Source organism: Acidobacteriota bacterium, from assembly GCA_022562055.1.
In the GTDB taxonomy this organism is placed as follows: Bacteria; Actinomycetota; Acidimicrobiia; order Spongiisociales; family UBA5794; genus BMS3BBIN02.
On record JADFQA010000056.1, the window covers coordinates 1 to 12,101 of the forward strand.

The 12,101-nt window shown below is 60.5% G+C and carries 15 protein-coding genes; 8 read left to right on the top strand and 7 right to left on the bottom strand.

What is annotated here, in order from left to right; translation table 11 throughout:
- The 3 genes from IIC71_14305 to IIC71_14315 form a co-directional block, all read right to left on the bottom strand.
- On the bottom strand, positions 1 to 733 hold a 733-nt coding region (locus IIC71_14305; protein ID MCH7670355.1), incomplete at its 3' end, for an ABC transporter permease.
- Positions 730 to 1,890, bottom strand: a complete 1,161-nt coding sequence (locus IIC71_14310) for an ABC transporter permease (GenBank protein MCH7670356.1) — start codon at positions 1,888 to 1,890, stop codon at positions 730 to 732. The genes IIC71_14310 and IIC71_14305, both read right to left, overlap by 4 nt.
- A gap of 2 nt (positions 1,891 to 1,892) precedes the next feature.
- A complete protein-coding gene (locus IIC71_14315) occupies positions 1,893 to 2,864 on the bottom strand; it encodes an ABC transporter ATP-binding protein (protein MCH7670357.1) in 972 nt (323 codons plus the stop codon).
- 65 nt (positions 2,865 to 2,929) lie between these two features.
- On the opposite strand from IIC71_14315, the gene IIC71_14320 reads away from it, so the two are divergent.
- A complete protein-coding gene (locus tag IIC71_14320; protein MCH7670358.1) occupies positions 2,930 to 3,778 on the top strand; it encodes a hypothetical protein in 849 nt (282 codons plus the stop codon).
- A gap of 138 nt (positions 3,779 to 3,916) precedes the next feature.
- On the opposite strand, the gene IIC71_14325 is transcribed toward IIC71_14320, so the two are convergent.
- Complete coding sequence (locus tag IIC71_14325; GenBank protein ID MCH7670359.1) at positions 3,917 to 4,960, bottom strand: DivIVA domain-containing protein; 1,044 nt, start codon at positions 4,958 to 4,960, stop codon at positions 3,917 to 3,919.
- 326 nt (positions 4,961 to 5,286) lie between these two features.
- Between IIC71_14325 and IIC71_14330 the strand changes: the two genes are divergently transcribed.
- The 5 genes from IIC71_14330 (at position 5,287) to IIC71_14350 (ending at position 7,394) form a co-directional block, all read left to right on the top strand.
- Positions 5,287 to 5,529, top strand: a complete 243-nt coding sequence (locus tag IIC71_14330) for a helix-turn-helix domain-containing protein (GenBank protein MCH7670360.1) — start codon at positions 5,287 to 5,289, stop codon at positions 5,527 to 5,529.
- A gap of 41 nt (positions 5,530 to 5,570) precedes the next feature.
- A complete protein-coding gene (locus tag IIC71_14335) occupies positions 5,571 to 6,047 on the top strand; it encodes a hypothetical protein (GenBank protein MCH7670361.1) in 477 nt (158 codons plus the stop codon).
- Positions 6,048 to 6,213: 166 nt separating this feature from the next.
- Positions 6,214 to 6,579, top strand: a complete 366-nt coding sequence (locus IIC71_14340; protein MCH7670362.1) for a hypothetical protein — start codon at positions 6,214 to 6,216, stop codon at positions 6,577 to 6,579.
- A 14-nt stretch (positions 6,580 to 6,593) separates the two neighbouring features.
- Positions 6,594 to 6,854 carry a hypothetical protein gene (locus IIC71_14345; protein MCH7670363.1) on the top strand — a complete coding sequence of 87 codons (261 nt, stop codon included), beginning with the start codon at positions 6,594 to 6,596 and terminating at the stop codon, positions 6,852 to 6,854.
- Between the two features lie 33 nt (positions 6,855 to 6,887).
- A complete protein-coding gene (locus IIC71_14350; protein ID MCH7670364.1) occupies positions 6,888 to 7,394 on the top strand; it encodes a hypothetical protein in 507 nt (168 codons plus the stop codon).
- A gap of 368 nt (positions 7,395 to 7,762) precedes the next feature.
- Here IIC71_14350 and IIC71_14355 read toward each other — a convergent pair whose 3' ends face one another.
- Together IIC71_14355 and ald are read right to left on the bottom strand one after the other, a co-directional pair.
- On the bottom strand, positions 7,763 to 9,082 hold the full coding sequence (locus tag IIC71_14355) for a class I SAM-dependent methyltransferase (protein MCH7670365.1): 1,320 nt from the start codon (positions 9,080 to 9,082) through the stop codon (positions 7,763 to 7,765).
- A 287-nt stretch (positions 9,083 to 9,369) separates the two neighbouring features.
- Positions 9,370 to 10,488 (bottom strand): alanine dehydrogenase, encoded by a 1,119-nt coding sequence (ald, locus tag IIC71_14360; GenBank protein ID MCH7670366.1) that lies wholly within the window; start codon positions 10,486 to 10,488, stop codon positions 9,370 to 9,372.
- A gap of 183 nt (positions 10,489 to 10,671) precedes the next feature.
- Between ald and IIC71_14365 the strand changes: the two genes are divergently transcribed.
- Positions 10,672 to 11,262, top strand: coding sequence for an NTP transferase domain-containing protein (locus IIC71_14365; protein MCH7670367.1), 591 nt, complete (start codon positions 10,672 to 10,674; stop codon positions 11,260 to 11,262).
- A gap of 146 nt (positions 11,263 to 11,408) precedes the next feature.
- Positions 11,409 to 11,813 (top strand): DUF4332 domain-containing protein, encoded by a 405-nt coding sequence (locus IIC71_14370; GenBank protein MCH7670368.1) that lies wholly within the window; start codon positions 11,409 to 11,411, stop codon positions 11,811 to 11,813.
- Positions 11,814 to 11,856: 43 nt separating this feature from the next.
- On the opposite strand, the gene IIC71_14375 is transcribed toward IIC71_14370, so the two are convergent.
- Positions 11,857 to 12,101: IS110 family transposase (locus IIC71_14375; GenBank protein MCH7670369.1), on the bottom strand; the 245-nt coding region annotated here is incomplete at its 5' end.

Here is a 12,101-nt window from a genome sequence, read left to right on the forward strand (position 1 = left end):
GCAGCAGCGCGACTGCGAACCGACCGAGGGCTTCACCGGCGACCACCGTCGAAGCGCTCGTCGGTGTTGCCAGCATTCGACGTGATACCCCCCACTGCCGTGATTGCACGAGCGCCGCCCCGCCCGACAGCGACGTGAGGAAAGTGAAGAGCAGCAGGTTCTGCGCAGCTCCGAGGTCGAATGTGCCAAGCGGGCGCTCATTGGAAATGTTATCGACACTGTCGACCTGTACTGAAAAACCACCAACGATTGCCGACACTCGGTCGACGACCTGCTGAGCTTCGCGCGGCGAGTCAGCCAACCCCGAACCGAGGAGCACATCCGCTGCCCTGAGGGCGGCGGCCTCTTCGGCCACGGCACCTTGGATGACGTTGCGAATCTGAGTGGCGTTTGAACCCTGTCGAACGAGGATCTCGACCTTGAGGCTTCCCGGACCATCGTCGGGGATGACAACTGCAGCCTCGAACCTTCCGCGAGACACCCCTTCGAGCACTTCATCAGGGGTTGCGACCAAACGTGGGATGAACCCATTCAGATTTTGGAGTCGGTCGGACACCGCCTCGGCGGTCGGGCCAACCCCCTCAACGATTCCGATCCTCGGCGAGAACCCGTCCCCGAATGTTGCGCCGACGACCACCACCAAAAGCATGGGGAACAGGAATATGAAGAACAAAACCAACGGGTCGCGGACCATGCGACGCAGGGTAATGGAAGCAATCACAACAACTTTCACAGGCGCACCATCTTCCGTATCCGGATGCTGGCAAGGCCACCGGTGATAAATGCGAACGCAAGCAAAGCCAAGAATGCGGGCACGGCCGCGCTCGGGCCGTCGCCTCCGGCGAGGTCGGCGAGCCCTCGCAGGAACCATGCGTGTGGTGTGGCCAAGGAGATCTTCGAGAGAATCACCGGCCCTTGACTGACTGGGAACAGCGACCCTCCGAGCAGACCGAGAACTACGGCGACAACAGATTGCATCGTGGACGCCTGCTCGGCTGTCCTAGCCACCGTGGCGATCATGGCCATGATCCCGATCGCAGACAAGACCCCGCCGAAAACGAGCATGCCAACCCCGATCGGGTTGCCCCAGTTTGCGCCGATCTGCCATGACGTTGCCGTGATCAAGACGAACATCGAAACCACCCCGAGCGCGAGAGCGGCAAGTCCCTTGCCTGCGATGATCGACCCGGGATGGATCGGTGACGAAAGCAGCCGCGGCAAGGTGCCATCGGTACGTTCTTGCACCAGTCCCGAAACCGCGAATTGAACCGTGAAAAACAAGAAGAACACTGACATCCCCGCCGCAAAGAATGTGGAGATGTCGAGCTGCCTGTCTGCCGCTTGCGAATCGACCACTGCCAGCCGAATCGGGGTGTCGACGGTCAGGGCTGCCAATGCCTCTGGGTCGGTCCCGCCGTTGAACAGCCCCGCTGCGACAGCCAATTGGACACCCGAAACGTCGCCCCCGAACTGGCGGGCAATGGAAGTGGCGATTTCCCCGCTGATGGGTGCTTCGTTTGTCGTGATGACCTTGATCTGGCCACCACCTTGCGCGACCGCGGCGTCGATGCCATCGGGAAACTCGATCACCGCAAACACGTCGAGCCGTTCGACCGCGGCGCGGGCCTCGCTCGCCGTGTCAAAGTAGGTCACGGCGAACAATGCGTCGTCGAGTTCATCTACAACTTGGCTTTGGAACAACGCACCCATCTCGGACTGCTCCACGCCTACGACGCCGAGTTCCATCGTGAACTCACCGGCAGACACATCCGGGATGATGAGCGAGAAGATGACCGCCAGACCTAGGGGCGCAAGAAAACCGAGTGTTATCGCTGATTTGTCTCGAATCCGCTGACGGGTGTCTTTGATAGCGAAGAGGACAGCGATCATGGTTAGTCCCGCAGTGCTTTGCCGGTGAGGTGGAGGAACACCGACTCAAGGTTTGGTTCGTCGATCTCGACGCCGGTGATGTTTGCGCCTGTCTCGACCACGACTTTTATGATCCCGGCAAGCGACGCACGGGCGTCCGTAACTATCAGTTCGATGGATTTGTCGCCCACACTCGCCTGGTACACGCTTTCGAGTTCCATGGCTGCGTTGGCGGCAGGTAGGCCGTGTCCAGTGATCCCAATGTGGACACTGTCGAGTCCGCCCTGTTCTTGGACGAGCTCGCGCCGCGTACCTTCTGCAACGATCTTCCCGTCGTCGATGATGCCAATGCGGTCACAGAGGCGTTCCGCTTCCTCCATATAGTGCGTCGTGTAGAGGATCGCCATGCCTTCGGTGGCCATTGCGTCGACCGACTCGAGAATGGCGTTTCGAGACTGCGGGTCGACACCGACCGTTGGCTCGTCGAGAACGAGCAACCTCGGCTTATGCATGAGGCCGATGCCGATGTTGAGCCGCCGTCTCATGCCACCCGAGAACCTGGATGTTCGCTCTTTTGCTCGGTCGGAGAGGGCGACGATTTCGAGCACCTGGGCGGCGCGATTTTTCAACGTTCTGCCTGACAGCCCGACAAGCCTTCCGAAGAACATCAAGTTCTCCCGCGCTGACAGGTCGGGGTAGATGGCGACGTCCTGTGGGACGTAGCCGACTGCTGTCTTCGCCCTCGTCGCCTTCGGGTTCATGATCTCGCCGGCAACAACTACCTCGCCGCCGTCGGCCTCGAGCACCCCGACCACCAGGCTGAGCACGGTCGTCTTGCCCGCACCGTTGGGACCCAGCAACCCGTACGTCTCACCAGGATCGATGTGGAAAGAGACATCGTTCACTGCGACGAGGCTGCCAAAAGTTTTGCGAATCGCTGTGCACGTGAGCACCGGGCCCGTCAGACCGATACGGTCGCCGGTGTTGCTCGTCATCGGGTCTCCATGCCGGAACAATAGTTGTGATGGTTCGGATGGCGTCCGCACTAAGCTCCGCCGCCATGACGATTGCGATTGTTACCTCGGATGTCGACTGGGTGCGCGCCGACAAGGAAGATATGCTTCTCATTGCAGCGCTCGGCGATATCGACGTGGCGAGTGTCCGAATTGCGTGGGACACGCGTGTCGATTGGTCCTCCTTTACCGCGGTTGTGATTTCGACGACGTGGGACTACCACCATCGCGCAAGCGAATTTCTCCAGTGGATCGACCTGGCTTCACAGGCGACGACAATGTGGAACCCGCCCGAGATGATCCGCTGGAACGCCAACAAGCGGTACCTGATCCAGATGTCAGAAGCCGGTCTGGCCGTGATCCCCACCGCCGCGGCCGGCACAGTTATCGGTGTTGGGGAGGCAGCAGACGTGTGGGGAGCCGACGACGTCGTCATCAAGCCCGTCGTGTCGGCGAGCGCTCGGGGGACCGCAAAATTCCGGGCAACCGATGTGGTCGGTGTCGGCGACCATCTCGCGGCACTTTCCGAACCGATGATCGTCCAACCCTTCCAACCGTCCGTAGAAACCGACGGCGAAACATCCCTGGTGTACTTTGACGGTGTCTACTCGCATGCGGTCCGCAAGAATCCCAAACCGGGCGACTTTCGGACACAGACACACCTGGGTGGAACCCTCGCCCCCACCCAACCTCGGTCAGCCCAACTTACGGCTGCTGAAGAGGCCATTGCGTTCATTGACCAACTACCTCTGTACGTCCGTGTCGATCTCATCGAGGGTGACGAAGGACCGCTTCTCATCGAACTCGAATTGATCGAGCCGAGCCTTTTCTTGACAGTGTGCGAAGGCTCCGCCGAAAGATTCGCGGCCGCTATTGCAACCCGGCTGCCTGAATAGGTGTTTTGGAAACCGCCGCCACCGTGCACGGGCACAGCTCAAGCGATTCGGTTGTATGCCAAGGGCAAAGCACTCGGTGGGCCGATCGGTACGACTGTTATACGTCGAGGTACCACGTAGGAGTCGCCGATTGAGAGCTCACGATTCGTTGAGCCTTTGCAATCGACGGCGGATACCGAGACCGCGACGCTGGTAGAGCGTGATGCTCCCCGGGTCTGACCCGTTGGGCAGTCGCCTGGTGTTTGACGTGGCAATGTTGCTGTTGAGGAGCGCCCGGGAGGCCGGTGGCGCCCCACTGCCGTCGGGGATTGCAAAAGCGTAGTGCCGATGTGATGCGATTTCCGAAATGGGATCCGCAAATGACTTACCGCGAAGATCAATGGTGATGCCGTCGGGCTTCAACACGATCACCGACTTCGTCGAAACAGCCGGCTTGGATCGTGTGGACTTTTCGTCATCGGTTTCCGGGGCAGCGACTCTGGTGTCCGTGGCAAGCGCCTCGGCCGCTGCCGCCATGCTGGCGTTCGCTGCCGCTGCTTGTGATCGCTCCCGAGCGATGTCCTCCTGCACACCAACAATCAATTCTTCGGCTTCTGCCCGGGCCTGACGCAGCACCCCCTCGGATTGCATACGCGACGCCTCGACTCGTGCCGCTGCTTCGAGTTCTGCGTCGTCGAGCAACTCGTCAGACTCAGCAATCGCGTCCTGGACGATCGCTCGTGCGTTCGCCTCTGCCTCTGACTCGCGGTCCTGGAGGACCTGCTCTGCTTCGCCGTGTGCGGCTTCGAGGATGTCCGCCTGTTCCGACACGGTTGCTTCGATAGCATCGTCGATCTCGGCGGTTAGATCCCGGGTCTCGTGTTCGGCTTCGGCAAACAAGGCGTTCGCTGATCTCTCGTAGGTATCAGCCTTCCTGCGGGCGTCATTGAGGACCGCCTCGGCCTGCTCTTCAGCGGCAAGGACGATCTGGCGGGCGTCGCGCTCGGCGTCAGCGATGACGGTTGTGTCAAACGTTTGGATCTCTTGCGCCAGAGTGTCTATATCGCCCTCTGCCGCTAGGAGCGCCCGTTCCTTGAATGCAAGTGCCGCGGTGAGGCGGGCGACGATCGCATCGACTTCGTCTGGGTCGTATCCGCGACGTCGGCGCGAGAAGACGTGCCCCTCGATCATATGTGAGTCCATGCTCACAAAAGGTCCTCCAACTATCCGCTCCCCGGATGCGACGTGCTGCACCGAGCGTCGCCACCGCTTTCGTCCCTCTTGCGTCAGGCGCCGGAGGGTGCTTCGTACTCTAGTGCCATGGTGTCGCGGCCTGTCGTCATGTTTTCGACGAGCTGAGCAATACCGACCAACCAGTTTATGGCTTTCTTCCACGGTGGGAATCGCCTGGAAAGCCGGGTGCTAGGCACACAACGACACAGCCATCTCGTGTTGCGAATGTTGCCGCTCAATCCCCAGTTCAACACAGACCCCTTGCCCGATCGCCGACAAACGCATATTGTTCCTATATGGAGCGAATAACTGTTGAGTTCAACAAGGAGTGGCTGTCGGTCGCCGACATTTGCGAGTACATGGGCGTCTCCACGTTTGTCGTGACGAGTCAGCTCCGTTCGGGTGACTTGCCCGCGGTCAAGTTCGGTCGTGAATGGCGAGTATCACGCAAGGATTTCGAGGATTGGATTAACGATCAACGCCTCGGAGCGTCGACGAAGGCCACGGCACACGATGCAGTGGAGACGCCGTTTCCGTAAGCTACCTCGAGAGATGCTGGGGCAGACGGACGGAGTACGACATGCAGGATGATTCTCAGGAGCCAGCCGGAGAGGCAGCACCGCCGCCTCGCCCTCCAAAGGATCCGGCGCAGTCGCTACGCACCGCGATGCTTGCCTACATTGTCGCCAATGCCCTGGTAGGGCTGCCGTTGCTCGTGTTTCCAGCTTCGTTTCTCGACTTGATCGGGTTCGAAGCCGGTGTCGCCGATGGCCTCGGCGGCATCCGTTGGGTTGGAGCGATTTTGGTTGCATGGGCCGTCGGGTCGTCCCTCGTGATTGCCCGCCCCGAGGGCCGCGCCACCCTTGTGACGACCGGGGCTTTACAAATGACATTTGCAGCTGTCGCGTTGCTGTGGTCCCTCACCACAGGCGACAAGTGGGGATCGACGGCGTTCCACATCGGTATGTTCGCGTTGTTTGCGGCGACCGCCCTCGTCATGTGGGCCGCACGTTTCAGCGCCCGAAAAGTCTTCAAGGGAACGCAACACCCCGCGTAGAGCGACGTGGGTACATCTGAGGCCATCTAGGTGCGGCGTCTGCACGGGTCCGGCGGCGATTCCTACCGGCGCCGGCTACGAAACGCGCGCGCGTGATGTCGCAGAAATTCCCACCAGGCCGGGTCGTCGGACACAGGTAGGGTGAAGGCTGCACCAAGGAGGGCAGTTGCAGCGAATATTGGATTCGTCGGAATGGTCTCTCCCACCACGGATGCGGAGTATCGGTCGCCTCTTCTCGGCAACGCTGATGGCTGGCGCACTTGGCTGCACCAACCTGGCGGTGACCGCTATGCGGCACCACACCATCGAAGGCTCGGCGACTATCAAATTCAAGACCATGAGGTCAACCAGCCTCGTCGATGACGTCTCGGCGCAGGAGTTCGGCCACTACCTCCGCCTCGGCCACTCCGACATTTCTTGGGTCCCGATGTCGAAATCTGCCTTCCAGGGTGCGGTGAGCCTCTCGGGTCCTGATCGAGCGGGCCGCTGCCAGATATACGGCCACGCACACGGATGGTGGGGAGGATGCTGATGTCAGGCGCGCACATGAATTTCCGAGCCGGACGCTACCGATTTGCGGCTGCGGTCGTTGCGCTAATTCTTACAGGTGGCGCCTGCTCGACGCCGGTCGACACTACGGCGGCCCCCGAGGAGAACGTGGGGTTTGACCCTGTCTCCCTGAGCGATCTTGCTGGCGTCGGTGGGAGTTCAAGCCTCCCCATGACGAACGAAGAAGTAGCGAGGCAGTCCCAGATCGCGATCGAGGCCGTGGTGAAAGACGTCCGTCCGTCGCGGCTCAACACGTAAGACGGCGCGTTTCCTTCAGGGAAGGAGATTGAGGTGGGCGGCTTGGACGACCTAGTCGTGCTCACCGATGTGGAGGTTGAGGTCGTGTGGACCGTTGGAGCTGGGGCGAATGTGGCCGTTTTTGCAGCCGGGAAATTCCTGGTTGTAACCGTCGGTGGTGGGACGATCTTCACCAGCTTAGATGCCGACCAGGCGGCTGCCCTCGGGGTCATGAAGGTTGTCGGAGACGGAGGTCAGCGCTACTTCGACGAGGGCGAGATTGGCCCAGAACCTGGATCCGAGCTCGAGATTTCCGTTGATGGCCCCGTTGAGCGCTTCCTCTGGGGTTCCGCACCCAACGAGGATCTTACGGAAGGCAACACCGTTGTCCTGTGCCTGACACGTTTGAGCATCGACGGCTATCAGGGCTCGCTGGGCTTCGAATACTGGACCCCTGTTCACGCCTCCGGCGTGTTGCAACGCACGGACGACGGCAATTGGGTGGGTCCAACTAGGGGGCGGGCGGTCGACGTGGACGAGCTGGCCAAACTGATCCCGTAGAACGCGCTGACTCGTGAGTTGTCGCTACTTGTCGGCTGTCGTTGCGCAGCCTTGCTGTTTCCACATGTGGCACTGTGGCAGGTGACCCGGACGGGTCGGCTAAGAGTCAGGCCGTTCCGCGTCGACCGTTGCGTCTCGCCAGGAATTGCGACAACGATGTCAGATGCACGGGTTCAACGGGAGTTCACCACCAATACTCGCCTCCGTAGCTGACTCAGAACCCGCGCCGCCACCTTCGTGGCTGTGGTTTGACAGACCAACCAAAGGGCCCGAAAAACCTGAGGAACCCCTGTTGTGAACGTGTTAGGTCTTTTGGATAGGTCGCGCCGATTGCTTGGCGGTACGGGCAGCAGTTCTATGACTCGCCGCTAGTTCCAGGTGGGGCGGAGCGGAAGATGGCTGTCGCCGTCCCGTGGTGTTTTGATTGCGAGGACCTGGTCGACGTGGATGTCGTTGGCCTCGAACATGAGTGCGCTGCCGGCCATGTAGAGCTGCCAGATCTTCGCCCGACCTTCACCGACTTCGGCAATTGCGGCTTCCCAATTCTCTTCGAGATTGGAAACCCACCGACGGAGTGTCAGCGCATAGTGCTCACGCAGGTTCTCCATGTGCCTGACCTCTAGTCCAGCGTTCTGAAGAGCAGTGATGACACTTCCGACCTCGTGCAGTTCGCCGTCCGGGAACACATACCGATCAAGGAAACCCGTCCGACGAATCAGCGACCGGTGCTCTGTGCGACGTCTGCTGATGGCGTGGTTGAGGAGCCGTCCGCCGGGGGCCAGGAGCCTACTGACCGTGTCGAAGTACTCAGACAACCGCCGCATCCCGACATGCTCAAACATCCCGATCGAGCTAATCGCATCGTAGGGGCCGTCGTCGACGTCGCGATAGTCCTGGGTTCGTATTTCAACGAGGTCGGTGAGGCCGGCGTCGGCTACCTGCTTTTCAGCGAAATCGGCCTGCTTCTCGGATATGGTTACGCCAACCGATCGAACACCGTGGTGCTCGGCGGCGTGGCGGACCATGCCACCCCATCCGCACCCTATATCGAGGAGGCGCATCCCCGGGTGAAGCCCGAGCTTCTGACAGATCAGCTCGTATTTTCTCTGCTGCGCCTGCTCCAGCGACTCGTCGGGTCTTTCGAATACTGCGCACGAGTACGTGAGCGACGATCCAAGTATGAGACGGAAGAACTCGTTGGAGACGTCGTAGTGGTGTTGGATCGAGCTGGAGTCAGACCGTCGTGTGTGGAACCGGCCCTGACGTCGATGTTCCTCAGGTGGTGGCGGGATTTTTCGTAAGTTGCGCAGACCCACCGTCTGAACGAGTGCCTTCACCTGGCCCAGGGTAAGTTTTACCACCGGGAGTGCATCCTTGAGAGAAAGGACGTCGTAGATGTTGCCGTCGATCTCGATGTCACCAGCGATGTACGCCCTGGCGAATCCGAGTTCGCCCGACGCTGTCGCCATACGGATCAGGGCGTCTCTGGAGCGGAGGGTGATCGTCGTTCTTGCATCTCGAGGGCCGACATCTGTGCCGTCGTAGGCCCTAATGCGGACAGGCAGGTCTTGCCCCAACAGCCCCGCAATAAACGACTCGAGAGCCACTTTGAACTCCTTCCTACCTTCGGCGGTCTTTCCAATCCCTTCGCCGAACGCGGGTGTGACCAGGCACACTGCGGAGCGCATCGCCCCTCTGCGGCGTGCTACAACTATCAACGTATCACCCCAGATTCTATGCCCGTCTGACATTGATGGAAACGGTGACGATCGCGTTCGAGGCGGAAGGTTCGTCCGGCGTTGCGACACTGACACCAGGCAATGAGGTACCAGCCGTCGCTTGCGTTGTAGAAGCCAACCGCCTCGACCGATCGACGGACAGCTTTTTGCTGCTTCGCTTTCCAAGAACGCCGGCCTGAACTGGGGCAACAAACATGGGGAACGAAGGATGTTGCCCGCGGGTGCCACCCGTTTCGCTACGGCAGGTTCAAAACCTTCGCCGGGTCTGTGTAGTCGGTTTCTAGGGCCGCGGCGACGGCCTGGTTCGTGACTTTTCCAGCCGCGACGTTGACGCCCGGCACAAGCTCGGGGAACCGGGCTGCAGCGCTGCTGAACCCCTCGGCCAGCGCCACGGCGTACGGCATGGTGACGTTCGTGAGTGCGTACGTCGCCGTGTTGGGTACGGCGCCGGGAATGTTTCCGACGGCGTAGTGCACAACGGAGTGGACGATGTACGTCGGGTTGGCATGTGACGTCTCGTGCGATGTCTCCATGCAGCCGCCCTGGTCGATAGAGATGTCGACGACAACGCTGCCCGGCTTCATTGACTTGATGTTGTCTTCGCTAATCACGATCGGCGCTCTGGCACCGGCAACCAGCACGGCGCCGATGACAAGGTCAGATTGGGCAACAAGCTCGTCGATTGAAGCGATTGACGACCGGATCGTCTTTATCCGGCCGTGGTGTAGTTCGTCGATATGACGGAGACGCGCAACGTTGATGTCGAGGATGGTCACATCAGCGCCCATGCCGGATGCGACTACGGCGGCGTTGGCGCCTGCGCTGCCTCCCCCGATTACGGTGACGGCGGCGGGTGCTACTCCGGGAACGCCACCCATCAGGACACCTCTGCCACCTCTCGGTTTTTCGAGATGGTACGACCCTGCCTGGGCAGCCATGCGGCCCGCGATCTCGCTCATCGGCGCAAGCAACGGAAGCGACCCGTCAGCCATCTCGACCGTTTCGTACGCAATGCATGTCGCCCCCGACTCCACCAGACCCTTCGCTTCAGCCGGATATGCAGCTAGGTGGAGATACGTGAACAGCGTCGCTTCTGGCCGAAGCATCGCGATCTCACTCGCCTGCGGCTCCTTGACTTTGAGAACGAGCTCGGCCCTGGCAAACACCTCGGTTGCGTCGGCTGCCATCTCTGCGCCGGCGGCGATGTAGTCGGCATCGGTTATCGAAGATCCGACCCCGGCACCCGACTGAACCAGGACCACATGACCGCGGGTGGTCAGTTCGCGAACGCCAACTGGAGTGCACGCGACCCGATACTCCTCGTTCTTTATCTCGGTGGGGACTCCGACAATCACAATGCCTCCTCGGTGCGGTAGCCGCGATGCGAATCGGATTGTAGACAGTGCCCCTGCGAATGGTTCAAGCACGATGCGCCCTCGGCCGATCTCTCCCCTGATACAGGCTCTCATTCGCAATCGGCAGCTTCGGTGTTCCCCATATTGTGAGTAGTCTCCTCGGCGTCTTTCGAGGAACACCCCATGGGCGATATCGCCGCTCTCATACTCGCTGCTGATCGCGGCGTAGATTTTGCCACGGCCGCCGCACTCCAAGTGTTTCGGGGCCGACCGTTGCTCCAGTCCTCCCTTGAGCGAGTCGGCCATTGGCCGGTGGATCGCACCGTTGTTGTCCTCGGCGCAGACGAGGAGGAGGTGATGGACACCTTGGACTTTGGAAACTGCACGGTGGTCATCGACCCTGAGTGGCAAGAGGGGTCGGCATCCCCGCTGCGAGCCGGGCTCGATCACCTGTTGCGCGAGGTCGGTATCAGCACCGTGATCCTTGCGGATGTTTCTCAGGTTGTGTTCGACGCTGACGTGGTGGGCAATCTACTAACGGCGGCCGATAGCGAGAGGTCTTGGGCTGTGGTTGCCAAGTACCGATATGAGTGGGCGATGCCGTATCTCATCGGCATAGATCTTTGGCCCCAGCTGCTCGGACGCGAGGGCGACGCTGGTATCGAGAGGCTTCTCAAAGCGCATCCCGATTGGGTTCACGAGATGTACCTCGACGCGCCTCGACCGCTCACGATCACTCACATCGAAGATCTCAGCGCCCCTCGTCGCAGTTAACAGTCCGGCGCAGGGCCTAGGGAGCCCTCCGGGAGCGAGTCCCCGTTCGACTCTGCACGCACGGCGTACCGCGAGTATATTCGTTGGTTGTCGGCTCTCGTGTGTGGGCTGTCAGCAAATGTGTGTGACGACGGAAAGGAACGTGGATGGCATCGATCGATGGGGTCGAGGGGATCGGGTACAAACAAGCGACGAAGCTTCGTAAGGCCCGGATCCGCACAACCGAGGCGCTGCTCAAGGCAGGTGCCACGAAGAAGGGCCGTAGAACGATTGCCGCCTCCTCTGACATCTCTGAGAAGCTGATACTCGAGTGGGTGAACCGTGCAGACTTGATGCGCGTCCGTGGTGTTGGTGAGGAATACTCGGACCTCTTGGAAGCAGCGGGTGTGGACACCGTCAAGGAGCTACGGCGTCGCAACGCAGGAAGTTTGCTCGGGATGATGGTCTCGATAAACACCAAGAGGCGTCTGGTGCGTCGTCTGCCTACGGAGATGATGGTCGCCCGATGGGTAGACCATGCCAAGGAGTTACCGCCGGTTGTTACGTATTAGTCGTCCACTCCTGCAGGACTAGACACCCCAGGCGCGGATCTTGTCAAGCTGCTTTTGTGGTGACGGCTGGTTGGCGGTGTGCCCAGGCTGTGTCTTCGTTGTAGATGGTGCCGTGTTGGAGGCATCCGTGGAGTATTCCGACGAGGCGGTTCCCGAGGGTACGTAGCGCCTGGTGGTGGAGATCACCTTTGGCACGTCGCTCGTCGTAGAACGCTCGGCATCCTTTGCTTTGGGTGATTGCGCAGAAGGCCCATTGGTCGATAGCGTCATAGAGACGCCGGTTACGCA

What these genes read in the sequence shown, in the direction of transcription:
- IIC71_14310 (MCH7670356.1), bottom strand. Translation starts at nt 1,890, where the DNA reads ATGATCGCTGTCCTCTTCGCTATCAAAGACACCCGTCAGCGGATTCGA.
- IIC71_14315 (MCH7670357.1), bottom strand. Translation starts at nt 2,864, where the DNA reads ATGACGAGCAACACCGGCGACCGTATCGGTCTGACGGGCCCGGTGCTC.
- IIC71_14320 (MCH7670358.1), top strand. Translation starts at nt 2,930, where the DNA reads ATGACGATTGCGATTGTTACCTCGGATGTCGACTGGGTGCGCGCCGAC.
- IIC71_14325 (MCH7670359.1), bottom strand. Translation starts at nt 4,960, where the DNA reads ATGGACTCACATATGATCGAGGGGCACGTCTTCTCGCGCCGACGTCGC.
- IIC71_14330 (MCH7670360.1), top strand. Translation starts at nt 5,287, where the DNA reads ATGGAGCGAATAACTGTTGAGTTCAACAAGGAGTGGCTGTCGGTCGCC.
- IIC71_14335 (MCH7670361.1), top strand. Translation starts at nt 5,571, where the DNA reads ATGCAGGATGATTCTCAGGAGCCAGCCGGAGAGGCAGCACCGCCGCCT.
- IIC71_14345 (MCH7670363.1), top strand. Translation starts at nt 6,594, where the DNA reads ATGAATTTCCGAGCCGGACGCTACCGATTTGCGGCTGCGGTCGTTGCG.
- IIC71_14355 (MCH7670365.1), bottom strand. Translation starts at nt 9,082, where the DNA reads ATGCGCTCCGCAGTGTGCCTGGTCACACCCGCGTTCGGCGAAGGGATT.
- IIC71_14365 (MCH7670367.1), top strand. Translation starts at nt 10,672, where the DNA reads ATGGGCGATATCGCCGCTCTCATACTCGCTGCTGATCGCGGCGTAGAT.
- IIC71_14370 (MCH7670368.1), top strand. Translation starts at nt 11,409, where the DNA reads ATGGCATCGATCGATGGGGTCGAGGGGATCGGGTACAAACAAGCGACG.